17 protein-coding genes are annotated in these 20671 nt (G+C 70.9%); 8 read left to right on the plus strand and 9 right to left on the minus strand.

Annotated features, from left to right (window positions below; all coding sequences use genetic code 11):
- From PPSIR1_RS27810 to PPSIR1_RS27825, 4 genes are all read left to right on the plus strand, one after another.
- On the plus strand, window positions 1-722 hold a 722-nt coding region (locus tag PPSIR1_RS27810), incomplete at its 5' end, for an ABC transporter permease (RefSeq protein WP_006974533.1).
- Between the two features lie 18 nt (window positions 723-740).
- Entirely contained in the window at window positions 741-1448 is a 708-nt protein-coding gene (locus tag PPSIR1_RS27815; RefSeq protein ID WP_045116882.1) for an ABC transporter ATP-binding protein, read from the plus strand.
- A 9-nt stretch (window positions 1449-1457) separates the two neighbouring features.
- On the plus strand, window positions 1458-3110 hold the full coding sequence (locus tag PPSIR1_RS43990) for a hypothetical protein (protein WP_157596051.1): 1653 nt from the start codon (window positions 1458-1460) through the stop codon (window positions 3108-3110).
- A 586-nt stretch (window positions 3111-3696) separates the two neighbouring features.
- Window positions 3697-5664, plus strand: coding sequence for a hypothetical protein (locus PPSIR1_RS27825; RefSeq protein ID WP_006974536.1), 1968 nt, complete (start codon window positions 3697-3699; stop codon window positions 5662-5664).
- Between the two features lie 9 nt (window positions 5665-5673).
- Here the strand turns inward: PPSIR1_RS27825 and PPSIR1_RS27830 are convergent, their stop codons facing one another.
- Entirely contained in the window at window positions 5674-6684 is a 1011-nt protein-coding gene (locus PPSIR1_RS27830; RefSeq protein WP_006974537.1) for a ketoacyl-ACP synthase III, read from the minus strand.
- Between the two features lie 235 nt (window positions 6685-6919).
- Here PPSIR1_RS27830 and PPSIR1_RS43995 point away from each other — a divergent pair, with 235 nt between their 5' ends.
- A complete protein-coding gene (locus tag PPSIR1_RS43995; RefSeq protein ID WP_006974538.1) occupies window positions 6920-8698 on the plus strand; it encodes a hypothetical protein in 1779 nt (592 codons plus the stop codon).
- Between the two features lie 21 nt (window positions 8699-8719).
- Here the strand turns inward: PPSIR1_RS43995 and PPSIR1_RS27840 are convergent, their stop codons facing one another.
- From PPSIR1_RS27840 to PPSIR1_RS27860, 4 genes are all read right to left on the minus strand, one after another.
- Window positions 8720-9643, minus strand: coding sequence for a TlpA family protein disulfide reductase (locus PPSIR1_RS27840; protein ID WP_086001754.1), 924 nt, complete (start codon window positions 9641-9643; stop codon window positions 8720-8722).
- A 319-nt stretch (window positions 9644-9962) separates the two neighbouring features.
- Entirely contained in the window at window positions 9963-10808 is an 846-nt protein-coding gene (locus tag PPSIR1_RS27845; RefSeq protein ID WP_006974540.1) for a prohibitin family protein, read from the minus strand.
- A 188-nt stretch (window positions 10809-10996) separates the two neighbouring features.
- Complete coding sequence (locus PPSIR1_RS27850; protein WP_006974541.1) at window positions 10997-11179, minus strand: hypothetical protein; 183 nt, start codon at window positions 11177-11179, stop codon at window positions 10997-10999.
- Window positions 11180-11819: 640 nt separating this feature from the next.
- Window positions 11820-13433, minus strand: a complete 1614-nt coding sequence (locus PPSIR1_RS27860; RefSeq protein ID WP_006974543.1) for a Y-family DNA polymerase — start codon at window positions 13431-13433, stop codon at window positions 11820-11822.
- Window positions 13434-13514: 81 nt separating this feature from the next.
- Here PPSIR1_RS27860 and PPSIR1_RS27865 point away from each other — a divergent pair, with 81 nt between their 5' ends.
- Window positions 13515-14141, plus strand: a complete 627-nt coding sequence (locus PPSIR1_RS27865; protein WP_006974544.1) for a hypothetical protein — start codon at window positions 13515-13517, stop codon at window positions 14139-14141.
- 216 nt (window positions 14142-14357) lie between these two features.
- Window positions 14358-15542: a hypothetical protein gene (locus PPSIR1_RS27870; RefSeq protein ID WP_006974545.1), complete on the plus strand. Its 1185-nt coding sequence runs from the start codon at window positions 14358-14360 to the stop codon at window positions 15540-15542.
- 21 nt (window positions 15543-15563) lie between these two features.
- On the opposite strand, the gene PPSIR1_RS27875 is transcribed toward PPSIR1_RS27870, so the two are convergent.
- Window positions 15564-16565 (minus strand): RNA ligase family protein, encoded by a 1002-nt coding sequence (locus tag PPSIR1_RS27875; protein WP_006974546.1) that lies wholly within the window; start codon window positions 16563-16565, stop codon window positions 15564-15566.
- A 308-nt stretch (window positions 16566-16873) separates the two neighbouring features.
- Between PPSIR1_RS27875 and PPSIR1_RS44000 the strand changes: the two genes are divergently transcribed.
- Window positions 16874-18640: a serine/threonine protein kinase gene (locus PPSIR1_RS44000; RefSeq protein ID WP_006974547.1), complete on the plus strand. Its 1767-nt coding sequence runs from the start codon at window positions 16874-16876 to the stop codon at window positions 18638-18640.
- 63 nt (window positions 18641-18703) lie between these two features.
- On the opposite strand, the gene PPSIR1_RS27885 is transcribed toward PPSIR1_RS44000, so the two are convergent.
- From PPSIR1_RS27885 to cobS, 3 genes are all read right to left on the minus strand, one after another.
- Window positions 18704-19117, minus strand: coding sequence for a hypothetical protein (locus PPSIR1_RS27885; RefSeq protein ID WP_006974548.1), 414 nt, complete (start codon window positions 19115-19117; stop codon window positions 18704-18706).
- 113 nt (window positions 19118-19230) lie between these two features.
- Window positions 19231-19872 (minus strand): histidine phosphatase family protein, encoded by a 642-nt coding sequence (locus tag PPSIR1_RS27890; RefSeq protein ID WP_006974549.1) that lies wholly within the window; start codon window positions 19870-19872, stop codon window positions 19231-19233.
- On the minus strand, window positions 19869-20651 hold the full coding sequence (gene cobS, locus PPSIR1_RS27895) for an adenosylcobinamide-GDP ribazoletransferase (protein WP_006974550.1): 783 nt from the start codon (window positions 20649-20651) through the stop codon (window positions 19869-19871). Before cobS ends, PPSIR1_RS27890 begins: the two co-directional genes overlap by 4 nt.
- Window positions 20652-20671 lie beyond the last annotated feature (20 nt).

A 20671-nucleotide genomic window follows, 5' to 3' on the forward strand; every position in this document is an offset into this window, starting at 1 on the left:
ACGGCGAGATCGCCAACGGGCTCGCGCGGGTCAGCGGGATCATCGAGACCGGCGCCCCCGAGATCGACGGCGCGACCTGCCTGATGCCCATCGGCAGCCTGCGCGCCATCTTGGGCTACGAGGCCGACGAGGCCACCCAGGTCGCGATCTACGTCGAGGACCACCACCGCGCCGACGAGATCGCCGCGCGCCTCCAAGAGCAAGTCGGGGGCGAGGCCGTCGCGGTCTTGCCGTGGTCCGAGGCGATGCCCGACCTGGCGACCTACATCCAGCTCGAGGAGGGCGGCAACGCGGTCATGCAGGGCATCATCATGGTGCTGATCGCCGCGGGCATCTTCAACACCATGTTCGTGTCGGTGATGGAGCGGATGCGCGAGTTCGGGATCCTCGCGGCGATCGGCTTCTCGCGCGCGCAGCTGTTCACGCTGATCGTGTGGGAGAGCCTGTGGGTGGCCGTGTGCGGGCTGATCGCGGGGGCCATCTTGACCGCCTATCCCTACTACTACCTGGCGACCACGGGCCTCGACACCTCCATGTTCGTCGGGGACCAGGGCGCGCAGGTCTCCGGCGTGACCATGCCTGCGGTGATGTACGCCGACCTCTACCTCCCCCACGCCTTCGTCATCGTCGGGGCCATCGTGTTCGCGACCCTGACGGCGGGGCTCTACCCGGCCTATCGCGCCGGGCGAGTGTCCCCCGTCGAGGTCATCCGCATCGTCTGAGCAGCCAAAGGATTCAGCATGTCTCCAGCAGACCAAGACTCGCCCATCATCGAACTCGATGGGGTGCACAAGACCTACCGCCAGGGGCAGGTCGAGGTTCACGCCCTGCGCGGCCTCGATTTGAAGGTCCACCCCGGGGAGTTCATGGCCCTGATCGGGCCCTCGGGCTCGGGCAAGACCACCGCGCTCAACATCATCGGGGCCCTCGACAAGCCGAGCAAGGGGCGGGCGCTGATCGGCGGCCGCGACCTGGCGACGATGAGCTCCGGGGAGCTGAGCACCCTCAGGCGCGACAAGATCGGCTTCGTGTTTCAGGCCTACAACCTGGTCCCGGTGCTGACCGCCTACGAGAACGCCGAGATGGTCGTGCGCCTCCAGGGCGTGCCGGCCGACGAGCGCAAGCAGCGGGTCATGCAGCTCCTCGCCGACGTGGGTCTGAAGGGGATGGAGCACCGCCGACCGGCGGAGCTGTCCGGCGGGCAGCAGCAGCGCGTGGCCATCGCCCGCGCCATCGCGTCCAATCCCGTGGTCACGCTGGCCGACGAGCCCACGGCCAACGTCGACTCGAAGACCGCGGAGATGCTGCTGACGGTGATGGAGACCCTCAACAAAGAGCGCGGGGTGACCTTCATCTTCTCGACCCACGATCCGCGGGTCATGGCCCGGGCGCGACGGATCGTGACCCTGGTCGACGGCCAGGTCGAGTCGGACGAGCGCCGGGAGTAGGGGTCGAGGATGGCGGCGGGAGGCAGCGTGGCGGTGGGGTTGATCGGCGCCTTGGCGGTGGCGATCGGGCTGGGCCCCGAGCCGGCGCCGGAGCCCGAGGAGGACGCCGTCGAAGCTGCGGACTCCGAGACCTCGGCGGCCTGGGAGGCGGCGGGGTGGGGCGCTCCGGCCGAGGAGGATTCGGTCGTCGTCCCCGACGCAAAAGCGCCTGCTGAGGACGCACCACCTGCGCCCGAGTCGGAGGGCAGCAACAGCGCCTGGGAGGCGGCCGGGTGGGGAGCTCCGGCCGAGTCGTCCGGTCCCGAGCAGGCTCCGTCGACCGTCGAAGGCCCGGCCGAGGCTGAGACCGAGACCGAAGCCGAGGTCCCCGCGTGGCCCTCGGCGCCGCCTGTCGAGCCCACCGGCCCCGCGAAGCCCCGCTTTGGCGACTACGTCGGCGGCAGCCTGCGCCTGACCGGCGCCTACATGCACTTCGACGACAGCCCCGAGCTCTTCCCCAACGGCGACGACGGCCTGGGCGTCGCCCTGGGTCGGTTGCTCGTCCGCGGCGACGTCGGTGAGCACCTGCGCTTCGACTTCAACGGCTTCATGGAGCTCAGCCGCGGCCCCGCGGGCTTCGGCGGGGGCGGCCTCGGGGGCTCGTTCACCAGCGCCGGCGCGACCCAGAGCGCCTACCGGACGACCTACCTGGGCTGGACCTTTTGGGAGTCGGGGACCATCGCCGGCCAGCTCGGCGTCGACTACATGGCCATGAAGGTCAAGGCCGGCCCGGTCCAGGTCGACGTCGGCCGCTTCCCGGTGACCTACGCGGTCACGACCATGTTCACGACCAACGACTTCTTCGCGCCCTTTTCGGCGACGGCGGTCAACACCATCTACAAGCCGGGCGTCGACGCCCTGCGCCTGTCGGCGGGCATCGGCTCCCGGGGCAGCTGGGACTTCGTCGGGGCCCTGGGCTACGAGCCCGAGCTCGACCTGCTCGGCATGGACAACGCCGACGCGAACCGGCCGACCTGGGCACGCAGCGCCCTGTTGACCCGGGCCGCGGTGGTCGGCGCGGGCTTCGAGTGGGCGGCCCTGGGCGGCAAGGTCTCGCAGCGCTGGGTCGCGGGCGGCTCGCTCCAGGGCGAGGCGGGTCCGCTGACCCTGCGCGGGGAGTTCCACGTCGGCATCCCCGACGCCGACGGGGACGGCCACGACCCCTCGGAGGACGGCGACGCCGACCGCCCGATCTACGGCCGCGCCGCCGCGGGCTTCGGGGTGACCTTCGCGTGGCAAAACGCCAACTTGATGGCCGAGTACATGTTCGCGTCCGACGGCGCGAACGACCCCGACGGCTACCTCGAGCGCGCCCTCGCGGGCTACAGCGACGACCTGCCCTACCTCGGGCAGCACTACGCCGGCGTCGGCGGGGGCCTCGAGATCCTGCCGATCTTGCGCGTGGGCGGGACCGTGCTGGTCAGCGCGACGGACGGCTCGGGCCTGGCCGGCGTGTCCTTCATCTACAGCGTCGCCGACGAGTCCGACCTCATCCTCGGGGTCTTCGTGCCCTGGGGCAAGGGCCTCCAGGGCGTCGACTCGATGACGGGCAGCATCGACCTGGGCAGCGAGTTTGGGCTCTCGCCCCTGACGGCCTACCTCGAGGCGCGAGTGTTCTTTTGATGCCCCCGCAGGGGTCTGGGGACCGGGGGCGCTTCGTCGCTGTCCGCTCCTCCGCTTTGGCTGGTGGGCAATGGAGTTCGTGCCTTGGCGTGGGCATTGGGTCGCCCCCGCAGGCGGGGGCGTCATTTGGCGGGGATGAAGACCGGGGGGTCTGGGGACCGGGGGCGCTTCGTCGCTGTCCGCTCCTCCGCTTTGGCTGGTGGGCAATGGAGTTCGTGCCTTGGCGTGGGCATTGGGTCGCCCCCGCAGGCGGGGGCGTCAGCTGGCGGGGATGAAGACCGGGGGTCTGGGGACCGGGGGCGCTTCGTCGCTGTCCGCTCCTCCGCTTTGGCTGGTGGGCAATGGAGTTCGTGCCTTGGCGTGGGCATTGGGTCGCCCCCGCAGGCGGGGGCGTCATTTGGCGGGGATGAAGACCGGGGGTCTGGGCGCCGGGACGCTTCGTCGGTCGCTCCTCCACTTTGGCTGGTGGGCGTTGCTCCGCGCGCTACCATGCGCCGACATGCCGGCCGCTCCCCTTGCTGTCTTCTCTAGATCCCTTCACCGTCTGCCACGAGCGGCCGTTGTCGCCTTCGCCCTCGCCGCGCTCGTGGGCTGCGAGCGCGCGAACTCGGTCGAGGCCGAGGCGCAGGCGAACTCCAAGCGGGTGACCGCGAGCTCGACGAACGACGCGACGGAGCCCATTGTCGACGTGGACTTTGGCTTTCGCATCGACCATCCGGGGGAAGGCTGGAAGCTCCTGGGCGAGGCTGACGTCAAACAGTTCAACCCCGACGCAGAGGCGGGGATGCTTCACGACAGCGGGCTCTTGTGCATCGTCATCGTGTCCCGGACCCCGGACATGGGGCTCGAGGCGGCGGCGGAGTTCGTGGGGCAGCAGAAGTTCCCCAAGCAGGTGATCGAGTCGTCGCGAGACGTCGAGACGAGCGGTGTCCCCGGGAAACAGCACATCTTCACGGCGGAGGTCGGCGGAGTCGCCTACCGCTACGAGTCGACGGTCTACTACCGCCAAGATCACGTCTACCAGGTCTTGTCATCGACCCTGGCGAGCAAGCCGGCCTCGGACCTCGACTCGTCCCAGGACACCTTTGCCTTCCTCGACGGTGAGGTCCGCGGACGCCAGATCATCGCGCCTCGCATCGAGCGCTACGACGGCGTCGGGGCCCGCGTGCGAGATGGGCGCTTTGAGAGCGGGGTGAGCGGCTTGCAGATTGAGCCCCCCGAAGGCTGGGGCATCCTCGTCGGCAGCCAGCGCGAGCGGATCCATCCCGACTCGGAGGTCGTGTTCAGCCTGGGCAAGGACGCCTTCGTGGCGATCACGACGGAGACCGTCTCGACGGATGGTCAGGCTGGGATGGTGGGCTTTCTGCGCACTCGCGGCGGGGAGCTGTTCGGCGAAGCGAGGGGCGAGGGACAGACGCACGAGCTAGCGGGGATCCCGGTGAGCTTTCAGACCTACCGCTCGGACCCCTTCGAGTATCAGCACGGGGTCTTTAGCCACGGCTCGGCTGTCATCCAGGTCTCCTCCTGGTACACCGTCCCGCTCGCCGATGAGCTCCGGCCGAGCGTCGAGGCCCTCTACGCTGCGTTCACGTCCATCCCTGGCGACGAGCGCGAGCGCCTCGTGCGGTCGCTGCGTGAGACGCCTGCCCAGCAGCGGCGCTTCGAGCCCGATCGCAGCTACTGGGGCGGGACCTTCCGCGACTTCGCCAACGATCTGAGCTGGCGCTGTCCACAGGGCATGTGGGGGGTGGACAGCTTTGACGCGGCTCGGGAGCAGCGCCCCGACGCGGTGCTCCAGGCCCAGAACATCGAGGCCAGCGTGATGGTCAGCCTCGAGGTCTGGGCGGCCGATGGCGCGAGCCCGGCGGACATCCTCGACAGGGAGCTCGAAGGCCGCGAGCTCGTGTCTCGCTCGACGGCGAGCGTCGACGGGGTCCCCGTGCAGCGTGGGCTCTCGAGCGGTCGGGTGAACGGCGTCGAGTTTCGCTACGCCACGCTCGTGGCGGTCCACCACGGCCAAAACGTGCTCATGGAAGCCTGGACGGCGAACCCGGGTGCGGTGCAGGACGAGGCGATGGCCCGCGCGCTGGCTAACCTACGTTTCCACGATCGCCTCGAGCCGGTCGAGACCCTCGGCCGGACCCGCGTCGATCGCTTGTTCGGGCGGCGCTTCGAGATCCCGGCGGGCTTCGAGCTCAGTCAAAGCGAGTTGGTCGGGAGCGAGCGCGTCGAGGTGTGGAAGAGCGGGCGCCGCGAGCTCACCGCCTGGAGCCTGTCTTTCGTCAACGGCTTGCAGGAAGAGTCGTGGATCTACGACTTCATCGAGCAAAACGCCCGGGATCGCATCAGCGCGCTCGGCCGCTTTGGCGCCCCCGAGCGCAGCGAGGTGGAGATCAGCGGACGCAAGGGGCGTCACTTGCGGTGGAGCGCCGCGGGCGGCCTGTCCCGCGTCGAGGCTGACTTCCTCGTCCATGAGCTGACGGTCTTCGCCTTCGTCTACTCCAACTTCAGCGAAGCCGAGATGGCCGAGGTCCGCCGCAGCCAGCAGCTCTGAGGGGCGGCGTCAGGCTGGAGCTGGATCTGGATCCGCGCCAAAGCGCAGCAGGTAGCTGCCCCAGGTCAGCCCCGCGCCCACGCCGAGGGCCGCGACGTCTTCGCCGTCGCCCCACTCGTCCCAGCGCTGGGAGAGCACCGTCGCGCCGCTCGCCCCGGCCGTGTTGCCGAAGCTGTCGACGTTGTAGTGGTGGTCCTCGGCCGTGATCCCGCACTGGCGGCAGATGGCCTCGAGCATGCGCAGGTTGGCCTGGTGGCCGACGAAGTGCATGCGTCGACCGGGCCGGCCGTAGCGCTGTTGGAGCGCGCGCAGCATCATCGAGCTCTTGCGGATGCCGAACATCTGGACGTTGCGCCCCTCCTGGGTGAAGTGGCCGAGGCGGGGGACGACGACCTTGTCGTAGCCGGCGGGGTCGGAGTCGAGGGTGGTCTCGAGCAGGCGCGCGCGGCCTTCGACCTGCGTCGACACCACCATGGCCACGGACGCGTCGCCCCACAGCACGGCCGACGAACGGTCGGAGTAGTCGATGGTCCGGGTCATGGCCTCGGCGCAGACGACCAGCACGTAGGGCGGCAAGGTCTCGGGCCGCATGCGCTGGAGCGCGTGGAGGTTGGCGAACAGCCCGGTGCACGCCGAGCTGAGGTCGTAGGCCGGGGCCTCGACGCCGAGCTCGGCGGCGATCCGGCAGGCCTCCGCGGGCACGATGTAGTCGGGGGCGCAGCTGCTGGCGACGACCATGCCGACGTCGGCCGCGGCCACGCCGGCGCGCTCGAGGGCGTGGCGACCCGCGGCCGCGCCCATCTGCGCGATGCTCATGTCCGAGGCCTCGACGGCCGCCGCGAGGCTGCGGTTGCGAGTCTCGCGGATGTAGTCGAGGGGGAGGGCGGTGCGGCGGGTCAGGATGCCGACGCGCTCGCGGATCCACTCGTCGCTGGTCCCGATCTCGAGGGACTCCAAGAACGCGTTGGTGATCTCGTTGGCGGGGTGAAAGTGGCCGATTCCGTGGAGATGGAGCGTCATGGCGATGACCGTCCGGCAGTCGGGCTGCGCGGGGAATCTACGGGAAAAGGCCACGGCACGTCGCGCTCGGTTCGTGACTCGGTGCACGTGCACGGCGGGGAGCGCTGCGACGCTCGATATCGGTGTTTCACACCGGGCGCGCGCGGGCCTTGCACGCCTGCGCAAGAGCCTGCCCGGCCGCGCTCGCGTGTTCGTTGCGTCGCGCGCAGGTCAGAGACGACACTGGGGGGCGACGATGGATCGCTCCCGCGCTGCCCTCGACCGTTCGCTCCGACTGCTGACCGCCGCGTGCCTGGGGACGACCTTGGCCATGAGCGCCGGTTGTCTGTGGCTGAGCCGCTGCCCCGATCCCTGGTCCGAGCCGCGCAGTCACGCCCTGGGGGTCGACGCGGGGATCCACGCGCTCGTGGTCGTCGATACCTACGCCGAGACCGGCCAGGCTCCGCAGGCCGTGGTGGTCGGCGCGCGCGGGCTCGTGGCGGTGATCGAGCGAGGCGGGGCCCAACGCGTCGCCCAGCCGACCGAGCTCGCGCTGCGCGGGGCGAGCGGGAGCGCGACGCGCTTGGTGGCGGTCGGCGACGCCGGGACCGTGCTCGTGTCCGAGGACCGCGGGGCGACGTGGACCCCCCGCAGCGCGGGGACGAAGGCAGATCTGATCGCCGTCGCGCGCTTCGAGGCGGAGCCCGAGCTCGCGGACCGCTTCGTGGCCCTCGCGAGCGACGGCAGCGTGCGCGGGTCCACGGACGGCGCCATGACCTGGTTCGAGCTCCGAGCGCCCGAGGGCGGCTGGGGCAGGCTGCGGGCCGCGGCGAGCGTGGGGGATCGGGTGTGGGTGGTCGGGGATGGTGGCCGGGCATGGAGCGCGCCCGCGCCCGAGGGGCCGTGGACCCGGGAGCCCGTCGACACCGAGGCCGACATCCTCGGCGTCAGCTCTTGCTTTGACTACGGCCGCCGCGAGGGCGAGGCCGTGGAGGGGCGCGCCGTCTTGGTGCTGGCCGGTGACGCGCTCTTGCTGCGCAAGATGCCCGATACGGACGAGGCGGACTCCGGGACCTGGAGCCCCTTCGAGCTCGACGGCGAGGGCAAGCCCGTGGCGATCGGAGGCCAACAGGTCGCGATGAGCTCGGGCGACGTGGTGACGATCCACGACTCGATCTCGCAGTGGGTCTCGGGGCGCATGGCCTTCGTGCCCACGGCGGTGGGGGGGACCCACGCTCGGGCCTGGGTCGGGGGCGACGGGGGTCAGGTCCAGGTGATGGATCACCAGTACTGCATCGGCGGTCGGCCCTGGGTCATCGAGGGCGAGGCCGTGGTCGCGAGCCTGGAGGGGGGCTCGCTCGACGCCCTGCCCGAGCGGGCCCAGCTGTGGCTCCGCGACGGCCTGGTCGAGCACGCCTCGGTGGCCTCCTTCGCGCGCTCTGGGCTCGAGCTCATGGCCCTCGGCGCGCCGCCGCGGCTGGTCCAGCGCGCGCTCGCGGCCGCTGGCGACGAGGTCGAGCACGCGCGGCTGTGCTTCGAGCTCGCGGCCCGCGACGGCGCCGTCGCGCAGCCTGGGCCCTTGCCCCTCGGGCGCGGACAGCCCCGCGTCGACCCGGTCGACGTGGCCCTGCGCCTGTTCGAGGAGGGCTGCATCGGCGAGACCGTGGCCGCGGCCGAGGCCGGGGTCGCGGCGCAGCTCGTCGACGATCCCGCCGCCCGTGAGGCCCTCGAGACCGTCGCCGCCGACGAGCGCCGCCACGCCGCCCTGGCCTGGGACAGCTTGGCCTGGCTGCTGCGCGAGGGCGTCCGCGACGGGGCGAGCCGAGCCCGGCTACGCGCGGCCCTCGAGCGTCGCGTGGCCCGGCTCGAGGGCGCGGGCGTGTACCTGGCGAGGACCGAGGACGACGCCGAGGCCCACGGCCGACCCGGGCGCGCGCTGCGTCAGCGCATCGCGAGGCGCAGCGCGCGAGAGCTCATCGTCCCCCTCGCGCGGGCGCTGACCCGAGCGCCGAGCCCACCTCGCGCCCCCTCGTGAGCAGACTGGAGTGCCCGGCGCTCAACCGGCGTAGTCGATCAGGACCCCGAGCTGGTTCCAGGTCTGGCAGTCCTCGATGGCGAGGAAGTCGAGGTCCTCGTCGATCACGAACACCGAGGGCCAGCATTGTATTTGTAGGTAGTTCAAGGCCATGGGAACGTCGTCCTCTGACCAAACGGGAATGTTGACATTGTGGTACATCCCGTCCCAGGCGGCGGCATCGGCGGCCGATGCATCCGCCCCAAATGCGTCCTGCCCCAAGATGGTGATCCAGTAGATCGTGCCGTCGGCGATGAGGCTCGAGAGCTGCTGGCCCATGCCCGAGAAGGGATCGTTGGGGTCGCTGCCTGCGAGGAAGGCCGAGGCCTGGTTGCAGGGCCCGCACCAGACCGCGGACACGTCGACGGCGATGGGCTTGCCCGCGTACTCGCACAGGTTGTCCTGCTCACCCAGGTGGTTGGTCGCGCTGATGTGCTTGACCGGCTGACCAACCGCGAGCTGACCCCAGCCCGGATCGTTTCCGCAAGCTTCGCCACCGCCGCCAGACTCTCCGCCCCCAGTGGTCGTGGTCTCGCCTCCGGACTCCTCGCCACCCCCGGTGGTGGTCCCGCCGCCGGACTCCTCGCCCCCCGAGGTCGTGGTCTCGCCGCCAGACTCCTCTCCGCCCCCGGTGGTGGTCCCGCCTCCGGACTCTTCCCCGCCGCCGTCGGTGGTGGTCCCGCCGCCGGACTCGTCGCCCCCTGATGTCGTGTCGCCGGAGTCGTCGCTCCCGGCCTCGTCGTCGGAGTCGTCGTCGCCCTCGGTCCCGAGGTCCGAGGCCCCCTCGTCGCCGTTCGCGGTGATGAAGGTGTCTCCAAACTCATCCGTGCCGTCCCCTGACGAGCAGGCTGAAATGCACAAAGTAGCGGAGAGCCCCAGCAGGGAGGATATGCGTTGCGCTTTCATGATGCTTAAATATCGGCGTGTCGCGATGAAAACCAGGTTTTTTAGTACAGCACCAGAAAACCACCTTCATTCAGTGCCTGCGATTATTGATGCTGTTTATCACCCAACAAACACACCCCAGAGTCTACACGTTCAGAATAAACTGTTTGTCCGCCAAACATGTGGACCGCTGGATGGCCCCGAGCGCAGTCCATGGCCCCGAGCTGCACTCGTGCACGGATTGCTCCGACCTGGATCTTGGGTCCTGAAGCTCTGCGCGCACAATGGACGGAGGGGCTTCGCAGCGCTGCGAGGCCCCTCCGTCGAAGCCCGCAGGCTGCTAGTTCCCGCCGCCACTGGGCAGCATCAGCGAGGTGTTCCCGCCCGCGACGGTCTGCGGCGCGCGCCCGTCCCACTTCTCGATCTCTTGCTGGCGCAGGGACGCGGCCACGCCGTCGGGCCCGAGCAGCTCGACGTACTCGGCCCAGGCCTTGCCGCGGATCTCGAGGGCCTTGGCCTCACCCTCGGCCCGGACCACGGCGGCGTTGCGCTCGGCCTCGGCCTGCTGCTCGAGCTTCTTGACCTCGGTCTGGTTCTTGGCCAGCTCGTTCTTGGCCCGCAGCGCGGCCTGCTCGGCGACCTGCTTGGCCTCGATGGCGTCGTTGTAGGCCTGGCTGAAGGTGAAGTTGGTCAGCTGCACCGAGTTGATCGTGAAGGTCGGCGGCACGGCCTCGATGACCGCGTTCTCGATCTCGTTCTTGACCTCGTCGCGCTTGGAGATGAGCTCATAGACCGTGTAGTGGGCGGTCGTCGACTTGACCGCGTCCATGATCTTGGGCCGGAGCTCGCGCTCCCACTTGACGGTGTCGGGGCCGATCGAGGTGTAGACCTCGAGCACGGAGCTGGCCTCGACCTGGTAGTTGACGGTGACCGAGGTGTCGACGCGCTGCTGGTCCGAGCTGACCGCGGAGGCCTCGGCGTCGAAGGTCTCGCGGCGCATGGAGATTTTCTTGTAGTCGAGGCCCGGGGCGATGTTCCAGTGCATGCCGGGCTCGACGACCTCGATGGCCTTGCCCCACTTGAGCTTGACGGCGCGCTCGCCCTCGTCGACGGAGGTGCAGCCGGCGACGGCGGCGAGCAGGGGCAGGGAGAGCAAGAGGGTGTGGAGGCGGGGTGGGGTGTGCATGGTTCGTGTCGTGTGCTCGCGGGCGAGCGGGGAGGGGGAACTGCGGGGGGGCCGTTTCATTGCCGCGGCCTGCCTGGCCGGGCGGCGCCCGCCACCGAGGCGGGCCCAGTGTACGGCTTAAACGCGGAGGGAGCGGCGCTGCCTCGGGCGCGGCTCCCTGCGTGTGTGCGCACCCACGCCGGGGAATGTCAGGGGAGGATGCGGCGCAGCCAGGACCCGTGGAGCCTCGCGCCGCCTTCGTAGTGGGCTCCGTAGGTGATCATCTCGCCCATGAACTCGACGCTACCGTTGCGTTCGACGGCGTCGTGGGCGTGGCCACAGACTTCGACGCGGTGGGCCCACTCGACCTCGCCAGCCTCGGTGAGCGCCATGACCAGCGGCTGTTTGCTGCAGCTCGCGCTTGGGTAAGGGTGCGCTCCGGACAGCAGGAGCCGCCGGCGGGGCGGACATGGGAAGCGGTCAGGAAGCTGACCGAGCAGGTGTCGTCGGAGCACTGCTCGCCCTCGGCGAGGGTGAAGCGCTGGTGGACTCGAGCCCACAGGGTCTCGCCGGTCTCGAGGTCGACACGCTCGAGGAGCGCGCCGTCGCCGTCGAGCACCTCCGTGCCCTCGCCGCGGCTCCAGGCGACGCTGCCGTCGGGGAGCGCACGACCAGAGCGGAGGAGCAGAGCGACGAAGCGCCCCCGGTTCGAGGCACCCGCGGTTGAGGTGGTCTTCACCCTCGGCAGATGACGCCCCCGCGAGCGGGGGCGACCACGGGCCAACTAGAAGGCACGAACGCCATTGCTCACCAGCCAAAGCGGAGGAGCGGAGCGACGAAGCGCCCCCGGTCCCGAGACGCTTGCGGGGGCAAAGCAGCGCTCAGAGATTGTCAATGAATCCACGCCCCCGCGAGCGGGGGCGACCACGAGCCTTCTCCAAGGCACGAACTTCATTGCCCACCAAGCCAAAGAGGAGGAGCGGAGCGACGAAGCGTCCCCGGTCCTGGGCGGCTGTGGGGGCAAAACAGAACTCAGTCGAGGTAGCCGTGCAGGTACCAGCCGCGCCGGGGCCGGTCGTAGTAGACCCACAGCGTCGCCCCGCTGCGCGTCTGCGCGTAGTAGTAGTCCCGTGAGACCTCCCGCACCCACCAGCCGCCGCTGGCCCGGTGCGGCCCGTGCAGGCGCTCGACGGGGCCGAGGCTGGGATCGATGACCCATCCGTCGGGCTCGCGCCGCGGTCGGTTGGGCAGGCGCCGAGGTTTGGCGAGGACGCGGCGCTGCTGGGGCGGGCGCTCGCCGTCGACGGCCATGCGATCGCTGAGCGGAAACTGCACGGCGCTCGCGGGCTCCCAGCGGTAGCGGGCCTCGGGCAGGTGGGCGGGCAAGAGCGCGGCTCGGGTCACGGACTCGGGACCGAGGGCGGCGCGGATGCGGGCCAGGGCGCGGTTGGCCGCGTCGAGGTCCCGGCGGGTCTGGGCGCGGAACAGGGCGATCTGGCGGGGGTCGGCGCGCTGCCCTTCGAGCTCGAGGACGAACAGCTCGACGGGGGCGGGGAGGTCGAGGGCGTCGAGGCGCAGGCGCACGAGCTCGAGCAGCAAGCGCGCGTCGAGGGTGGGCGCGGCGGGCTCGAGGCGCAGGGCCAGGGGCTCGTCGTGGTCGAGCTCGAAGCGCAGCTGCAGGGCCGAGAGCGCGGCCCCGCGATCGGCCAGGCGCGAGAGCAGCTCGCTGAGGGCGGGCTCGATGCGAAACAAGAGCCGGGTGACGTCGCCCTCGGGCGGGTCGAGCTCGGTGCGCTGGACCAGGGGGTCGATGAGGCGGCGGGGCTCGAGGGGGGCCCAGGCGCCCTCGCTGGCCCTCGCCTGCAGGGCCTCGGCCTCGACCCCCAAGCGCCCGCGCAGCTCGACCGCGGGCAGAGCCATGAATTCGCCGAGGCTGCGCACGCCGAGGCTGGCCAGCTCGTCGCGCAGGCGCGGGCTGATGCCGAGGCGATCGAGGGGCACCGACGCGGCCATGCGCGCCTCGGCCCGGCGATCGCGGAGCACCCAGGCCTGGGGCCCCTCGCGGTCGCGGGTGTCGGGGTTGGCCCGGTGGGCGTGGGCGCGGGCGATGGCCAGGGCCCGAAAGCGATGGAAGCCGACGACGACCACGGCCCCGAGGCCGCGCTGGGCGAGGGCCTCCTCGACGGCGAGGGCCCAGCTCTCGAGCTCGCCCCACAGCAAGGTCATGCCCGCCGGATCAATCCACACCGTGCCCGGGGCGTCGGCCTCGGGCTCGATGCGCGGCGAAAAATCGAACAGGATCGCAAACAGGGCGTCGACGGCCGCCTCCATCCGCTCGGCGGTGAACACCGTCGCGCGCAGGTCCCTGGCCAGGCTGCGCGCGGCGGCGTAGCGCATGCCCGGGAGCACCCGCCGGGCGCGGGCGTGCTCGTTGACCCACAGCAGCTTGGCCTGCGGTCGGTCGGACTCGACGATGGCCACGGGCAGCTCCCGCCACGCCGGGTGCTCGAGCAAGAGCAGCTGCAGCGGCAGGGCCGGGAGCTCGACGCAGGCGACCCGCTCGCGGTCTGACGGGCGCTCGACCTCTCCGTCTGGAGAGGTGCCGGAGACGCCGTCAGACGCCGGAGGATCGGCCGTGGAGCGCACTTTTGATGTTTACTGAACATCTGACTCGAGGACAAGACTCGACCGCGTAACGGGCTGCGCGAGGGGGCGAACCTCCCTGGCGTGCAGACCCTCATCGACGCCCGCGCGGCGTACTACGCGGCCAACGATTTTGGTGTCGACGGCGGCGCCTCCCGGCCCTGGGACGAGGCGATGTTTGGCCCGATCCCCTACGCCGTACCCAACTCCCGGGCACGGGCCACGGCCCTCCAGGTCCACGACCTCCACCACGTGCTCACGGGCTACGCCACGAGCTGGCGGGGCGAGTCGCTGATCAGCGCGTGGGAGCTGGGCTCCGGGGGCGCGGGCCGGCACGTCTACGCCTGGCTCATCGCGCTGTTTGGCTTTGCGATCGGGCTGCTGACCATGCCGCGGGCGACCGTCGACGCCTTCCTTCGGGGGGAGATGAGCGCCAACCTCTACGCCCTGTCGCAGGCCGAGCTCGAGGCCCTCTACCCGCGCTCGGTGGCCGAGCTGCGGGGCCGGTTCGCGCGTCGACGCAGGCGAGGGCGCGCCGGGCGTGCCGCCGTCTTGACGCTGGCGAGCGTCGGGGGGCTCGCCCTGGTGGCGCTGACGATAGCCCTGGCCCCTGCGATGATCGCCGCGGCCGTGGCCCTGCGGAGCCGCCGGTGGTCGCTCGCTCGCGTTGACGGGCTGCTGCCCTGCTGCGCGAGCGCTCGATCCGTCTAGCTCCGTCTATCGGGTTTACCTCCGAGGAATGAGGTTTCATCGAGGTCTGAGTATGTTGAAAGCAGAACCTTCAATGAGTACATTTGGGGAGGAGTTGAACGACTGATTCGCCATGAGTCGTGCATCCGTGCACGGTGAACCTGGCGTGCGTTTACTGCGCTGTGGATGCATTGTCGGTGGGGCGCTCTCGATCAAGGATTCCGGCGAGTCGATACCATGCGTCACACCACGATCGTCCCCCTCATCACTTCCCTCGTCCTCACCCTCGGCCTGACTGCTTGTGGCGGCAAGAAGGACGAAGCCGCGAAGGGCGAGGCCAAAGCCGACGGCGGCGCGGCCAAGAGCGACGAGGCCAAGGCCGACGGCGGCGAGGCCAAGGCCGACGGCGGCGAGGCCAAGCCCGCCGCTGCCGTGTCGGGAGCCGTGCCCAAGGGTCGCGGCGCCGCCGACAACGACAAGACGGTCCTCGCCGCGCTCGCGGGCCTCGAGGCCTGCAAGCTCAACATGGAGGAGGAGGACATCGACGAGTGCGAGGGCTACGACAAGTTCTCGGACGCCCTCGTCGCCGCGGAGGAGAAGGACGCCAAGGCCGTCGACCGCACGCTCATCAACCTGCTCGGCGACGACAAGGAGGTGGTCCGCTTCGCAGCCGCCGACCTGCTCGGAGACACCTGGGAGGAGGACGAGGCGCTCATCGGGACGATGCTCGCGGCCCTCGGCGCCGAGAAGAACGTGGCCGTCGCCAAGGAGATTGCCTACGCGATCAACTCCGGCGTCGACAGCGAGAAGCTCTACGGCAAGTTCTTGCCCAACCTCCAGGCCGCCCTGGTCCAGGTGACCGAGTACGACGTGTTCGACACGCTCTACCCCCACGTCAGCGACTGCGCCGACGCCAAGGCCTGCGGGGGCCTGCTGGTCGCCGTCGCCAAGGGCGGGGCGGCCCTCGACGTCCGCAGCTACGCCGCGGGCGAGGCCCTCGACCTCGAGCACTACGACGCCGAGGCGTGCAAGGCCGCGGCCGCCCTCGTCCCCGAGCTCAGCAAGCAGCCCGTGCCCAAGGACGACGACGACAGCGTCGAGTTCTTCCCCCAAGAGGACGCCGGCGAGCTCATCGACGGCCTCGGCGAGCTGCAGATCGGGGACGACGAGGCCAAGGCCGAGACCTGCGCCGCGGTCATCCCCGGGATGATCGACGCGCTCATGCCCCAGGTCACCGACGGCACGATCCACGAGGACGTCGTCGACGCCGTGCTCTACCTCGGCGACGACGGCGTGAAGAAGGCGGACTACATGGACAAGGTCAAGGCCTTCGCCACGGCGGTCGAGGGCAGCGCCAAGATCACCAACAAGGACATCAAGGAAGAGGCCAAGAACGCCCTCGAGGACTGGAAAGAGGGCTGAGGACGCACCGCGGTATCGGGGTCAGGGCGCGGCCGCGATCAGCTCGCGCAGCCGCGCCTCGACCCCGCGACGCAGCGTCGCCTCCTCGTCGGGCCGCAGCCCGGCCATGCGTCGGGGGAAGATGGCCTCGAGGTCGATGAACACGTCGAGCAGGGCCTCCTCGACCACGGCCTCGGGGTCCTCGCCGACCTTTGAGCGCGCGCTGGCCAGGCGCATGGGGTTGACCAGCGCGCCGGTCCACCGCTCGAGGGCGTCGAGCTCGAGGTGGCGGTTGGGGTCGAAGGGCACGCTGGCGTCGAAGCGCAGGTCGTCGAACTCGGGGATCTTGTGCTTGACCACGGGCCGGGCCTTCGCGGGTAGGCGGCGATCGGGGACGAGCACGAAGCCCTCGGCGACGTTGTCGGGGAGGGCCGGGAGGCCGAGCCGCTCGGGCACGGTGGTCGGGTAGCGGACGGGCAGGGCCTCGAGCTGTCGTCGGGTCCCGCGGCCGAGGACGGGGACCGTGCGCAGGCCCGCGTGCTCGGCGACGGCCTCGAGCTCGGTGCGCGAGAGAAACTCGGGCTCGGGTGGATCCGAGTGTTCGGGTTCAGCGCCCCGGCAGACCAGGACGTCGAAGGCTGCGAAGGCCAGCCCCGGGGCGTACCAGATGCCGGTCTGCACGGGGCTGAGCCCGGGCAAGGCCTCGGTCTCGGGGTGGGGGTAGGCGCCCCCGAACAGCTCGCCGTAGACGTAGACGGTCGCGGGGGCGTAATCGGTGACCGCGCTCGCACGCAGGAACGCGAACGCGTCGAGGGCCGCCCGCTCGAGGGCGCCGCGCAGCAGCTGCCAGCCAAAAAAGGGCTCGTCGTCGGCGAGCCAGGCCTTGCGCTTGCCGACCTCGACCGAGCGCCCGTCGCAGCCCAGGACCAGCTGGGCGCCGTGGATCTTCTCGGTGGCGACCCAATCGGACCCCGCGCCCGGGCCCTCGGCCAGGCGCGTCGGGATCTTGGGGTAGGGGCGGTGGGGAATGCCCGCGGAGTCCATGGCGCGCCAGCCTAGTCGAGCTTGGCGAGGGGGCAAGCGCGCGGTGCTAGGCTCGGGTTCACGGCCTCCCAGAGGGTCGGCCAGAACGAGTCCTGTCCGCCCCTCTGTCTATTTTAGCCGTCGTGGACGACGCCACGCCCTCCCTGCCCCACGTCCACGACTCAGGGACTGTGAACTTTTCACAGTCCCTGACTATTTTAGCCGTCGTGGACGACGCCACGCCCTCCCTGCCCCACGTCCACGACTCAGGCGTGGAACCATCGTAACCTGGCCGGGCTGCGCGCGTTCTTTGTAGCGGGGCGCGCCACATGAACACGATCATGGTCGAGGGCGACGCAGAGCAGGGCAAGGACACGCTCCTGGGCTACGCCCCCTCGGCCGAGCCCGAGGACGAGCGCGTCGGCGAGTACAGCGAGACCTCGATCTTCGAGGGCCGCGACGAGAGCCCCGTGTCCGACGAGGTCCTGGCGATGACCTCGGAGTCGATCCGCCAGCGCCCCCTGCTGGCCGGGCGCTACCGGCTGCAGCGCCCCCTCGGCGCCGGCGGGATGAGCATCGTCTACGTCGCCGAGCACGTCCGCATCCGCAAGCTCGTGGCCATCAAGGTGCTGCGCGACGAGCACGTCGACGACCCGGTCCGGACCCAGCGCTTCCTCCGGGAGGCGCGGGCGACCGCGGAGATCGGGCACCCCAACGTCGTCGAGATCAGCGACTTCGGCGAGACGGAGGAGGGCGCGCCCTTTTTCGTCATGGAGCACCTCGACGGCGACGACCTCGCCCACCTGCTCCACCGCCAGGGCCCCATCCCCTGGGAGCGCCTGTCTCGGTGGCTGCTCCAGCTGTGCGCCGGCCTGTCCGCGGCCCACGAGGTCGGCGTGGTCCACCGCGACCTCAAGCCCGACAACTGCGTGCGAGTGATCCGCGAGGACGGGACCGAGCGCCTCAAGATCATCGACTTCGGCGTGGCCAAGCTGACCCGCGACGAGCTCGTCGAGGGCGAGCGGCTGACCCAGACCGGGGTGGTCGTGGGCACGCCGGAGTACATCTCGCCGGAGCAGGCCCGGGGCGAGGCCGAGCTCGACCACCGCGTCGACGTCTACGCCCTCGGCGTCATCGCCTTCGAGATGCTCACGGGCAAGCTGCCCTTCGAGGGGCCCAAGTACCCGAGCTACGTCGAGGTGCTCACGGCCCACGGCTACGAGGCCGCGCCGACCTTCGCCGAGCTCGCGCCCAAGCTCGAGATCCCCGAGGGCGTCGAGGCGATCGTGCGCAAGTGCCTGCAAAAGCAGGCCGACAACCGCTACCAGAGCATGGCCGAGCTGGCCGCGGCGATCGAGGCGCTGTGCGGCGAAGGCGTCGCCCCGGCGGCGGTGGTCGACGACGCCGAGGGGGCGCCGCACATCGACGGGCCCATGCGCTTCGCGGCGTCGGCTCCCGGGAGGGGGGACAGCCCGCGCGGTGAGGCGCGCGAGCTGGTCGCGGCGGTCGAGGCCAGGCCCGCGCCGATTCGGCGGCGCGGCAACCAGCTCGCGTGGATCGGTACGGCCGCGCTGTCCTTCGGCGTGATCATGCTGCTCGCGGGCTTGAGCGCGGGATGGTTCATGTACGGCCGCGGCCTCATCGAGCCCGATCCGGATCCCGCTCCGCCGATCGAGGCGCCAGCCGTCGCCGCCGCGCTGCCGGAGCCCGAACCGGAGCCGGAGCCCGAAGCCCTCGCGCCAGCGGCCGCCGAGACCATCCGGGTGCGCATCGACAGCAACGTCGAGGCGCGCATCGTCGATGCCCTCGACGGCGCGCTCTATGGCCTCACCAACGACCCCGAAGGCTTCACCCTCGAGCGCAGCCTCGAGCCCGTGCGCCTGCGCTTGAGCGCGGCGGGCTACGAGGAGTTCGAGTTTCAGATCGTCCCCTCGGGCGACCGCAGCTTCTCGCAGAAGCTCGAGCCCAAGAAAAAGCGCGGGGCCAAGGCGGGGCCGGCCAAGGACCCCAAGGCCGACGCGGAGGGCTCGGCCGCGGCCGAGCCGAAGCCAGGGAAGATCGACACGAGCGAGATCAAGGACCCCTTCGGGCCCTGAAGAGCCGAGCAGCCGACGCGGGTCGGGGTCGGCCGTTCGGGGCGAGGGAAGGTCAGGGCTCGCTCAGCCGCACTTGGCGATTTCGTCCTCGACCGACTGGGGCAGCCGGGGGCAGTCGTCGAGGTCGTCGAGGCGGTTTTGGCAGTTGTCCCAGGAGGTGACGTCGCTGCACTCGAGCTCGTCCTCGAGGCACTGGTTGTAGGACTTCTGCACGTCGATCATGCAGTTGAGGGTGTCGCGGGCGGAGTCCTTGTCGGCCTCGAGGGCATCGACGACGCACTGATCGTCGACGTCGAGGAAGCCGCTGAGGAAGTCCTCGCAGTCAAAGCCCGGGAGCGAGGGGAAGTCGCAGGAGCACACGAGGTCGATGCTCTCGTCGGTCTCGTCTTGGAGCTTGTTGACGAGGGAGGAGATCGAGCAGCCCGTGCCGAGGAGGCTGGCGAGGGCGAGGGCGACGATCGCAGGGGAGCGCTTCATGGCCGGAGTCTCGCATGGTTGGCGCAGCTGCGCCGCCCCCAAAGTGTAACGGAATGATGTTCGTGGGCGGTTTGCACCGTGTTCGGGGCGACGGGGACGGCGCCTGATCGCGCTCATTGGGGTTGGTCCGGCGTCCAGTTCAGCGCCCGGACGATGGGCGTGTCGCCGTAGAGATCGATCCACGACAGGTTCGCGTAGTCCTGGCCGATGCGGAAGATGTCGGCGTCGGCCATGGCCAGGGCGGCGGCGAGGATGATCCGGCCCACGCCCCCGTGGGAGGCGAGCAGCACGGCTTCGCCTGCGTGGCGCTCGCGGAGCTCGGCGACACCCGCGAGCACCCGCGCCTGCATCTGCGCGAAGCTCTCGCCCTTGGGGAAGCGCATGGTCGTCGGCGAGCGCATCCACTCGGCGTAGGCCTCGGGATAGCGGGCCTCGACCTCTTCGTAGCGCAGGCCCTCGAACTCGCCGAAGTCGAGCTCGGAAAAGCGAGGGTCGACGCGCACGGCCTCGGGCGGGCACAGGCCCAAGAGCGCGGCGCTCTCCCGGGCGCGGACTCGGGGGCTGGCGTAGATCGAGGCGAAGCTCGAGCCGGCCAGCCGGGCGCCCACGGCCCGGACCTGGGCGCGGCCGGCCTCGCTCAGGCCGACGTCGAGCTTGCCGTAGCAGCGGCCGCGGGCGCGCTCGGAGGGCTCGCCGTGGCGGAGCAGGACGAGGCGGTGGGTGACGCCCGGGGGCAGCGCGGTCAGGGTGCTCATGTCAGGGCGAGTCCGAGGGTGAGGACGGCGAGCTCGACGGCCTGGGTGGTCGCGCCGAGGGTGTCTCCCGTCACGCCGCCGATGCGGCGCAGGCAAAGGCGGGCCATGGCGGCGACGGTCACCAAGCTGACGCCCAGGGTCAGCGCCAGGGGGAGCGCCCACGCGTCGAGGCTGCACGCGAAGGCGGCGAGGCTCAGCGCGGCGGCGAGGCTCGTGGCCACGATCACCTCGCGGCGGCCGACGTGATCGGTGACCGCCGCGCCCAGGCGCTTTTGCCCGTGCTGGCCGCTCGCGCGGGCGTAGGGCAGGGCCCAGCCCATCCACGCCGAGGCGCAGCGCGACCACGCGCTGGCGGCGATCAGCCAGGCGCCGAGGATCCCCAGCCCCGCGCTGGCCAGGCCCGCGAGGGCGGCGGCGCGCAGGCCGAGGGCGAGGATCAGGGTCACCGCCCCGTAGGCCCCGATGACGTGGTCGCGCATGATCTCGAGCACGCGCTCGCGGGTCAGCCCGCCGCCGAAGCCGTCGGCCATGTCGGCGATGGCGTCGAGGTGGAAGGCGCCGGTCAGCCGGGCCATGGCCGCGCAGGCGAGCACGGCCGCGGCCATGGCCCCGAGGCGGGGCAGGGCGAGGGCGAGCACGGCGAGCTCGAGGAGCGCGAGCAGGGCCCCGACCACGGGGAAGTAGGCCGTCGAGCGCCCGACGTCGCGGCCGTCGAAGTTCGCCTCGCCCACGGGCAGGCGGGTCAGGAAGGCGAGGGCGCAGCGCAGGGAGTCGAGCATCGGCAGGCCTGTCTCCTCTA

This window comes from Plesiocystis pacifica SIR-1 (assembly GCF_000170895.1).
GTDB classification, from domain to species: domain Bacteria; phylum Myxococcota_A; class Polyangia; order Nannocystales; family Nannocystaceae; genus Plesiocystis; species Plesiocystis pacifica.

What these genes read in the sequence shown, in the direction of transcription:
- PPSIR1_RS27815 (WP_045116882.1), top strand. Translation starts at nt 741, where the DNA reads ATGTCTCCAGCAGACCAAGACTCGCCCATCATCGAACTCGATGGGGTG.
- PPSIR1_RS43990 (WP_157596051.1), top strand. Translation starts at nt 1,458, where the DNA reads ATGGCGGCGGGAGGCAGCGTGGCGGTGGGGTTGATCGGCGCCTTGGCG.
- PPSIR1_RS27830 (WP_006974537.1), bottom strand. Translation starts at nt 6,684, where the DNA reads ATGACGCTCCATCTCCACGGAATCGGCCACTTTCACCCCGCCAACGAG.
- PPSIR1_RS43995 (WP_006974538.1), top strand. Translation starts at nt 6,920, where the DNA reads ATGGATCGCTCCCGCGCTGCCCTCGACCGTTCGCTCCGACTGCTGACC.
- PPSIR1_RS27840 (WP_086001754.1), bottom strand. Translation starts at nt 9,643, where the DNA reads ATGAAAGCGCAACGCATATCCTCCCTGCTGGGGCTCTCCGCTACTTTG.
- PPSIR1_RS27845 (WP_006974540.1), bottom strand. Translation starts at nt 10,808, where the DNA reads ATGCACACCCCACCCCGCCTCCACACCCTCTTGCTCTCCCTGCCCCTG.
- PPSIR1_RS27850 (WP_006974541.1), bottom strand. Translation starts at nt 11,179, where the DNA reads ATGGCGCTCACCGAGGCTGGCGAGGTCGAGTGGGCCCACCGCGTCGAA.
- PPSIR1_RS27870 (WP_006974545.1), top strand. Translation starts at nt 14,358, where the DNA reads ATGCGTCACACCACGATCGTCCCCCTCATCACTTCCCTCGTCCTCACC.
- PPSIR1_RS27875 (WP_006974546.1), bottom strand. Translation starts at nt 16,565, where the DNA reads ATGGACTCCGCGGGCATTCCCCACCGCCCCTACCCCAAGATCCCGACG.
- PPSIR1_RS44000 (WP_006974547.1), top strand. Translation starts at nt 16,874, where the DNA reads ATGAACACGATCATGGTCGAGGGCGACGCAGAGCAGGGCAAGGACACG.
- PPSIR1_RS27885 (WP_006974548.1), bottom strand. Translation starts at nt 19,117, where the DNA reads ATGAAGCGCTCCCCTGCGATCGTCGCCCTCGCCCTCGCCAGCCTCCTC.
- PPSIR1_RS27890 (WP_006974549.1), bottom strand. Translation starts at nt 19,872, where the DNA reads ATGAGCACCCTGACCGCGCTGCCCCCGGGCGTCACCCACCGCCTCGTC.
- cobS (WP_006974550.1), bottom strand. Translation starts at nt 20,651, where the DNA reads ATGCTCGACTCCCTGCGCTGCGCCCTCGCCTTCCTGACCCGCCTGCCC.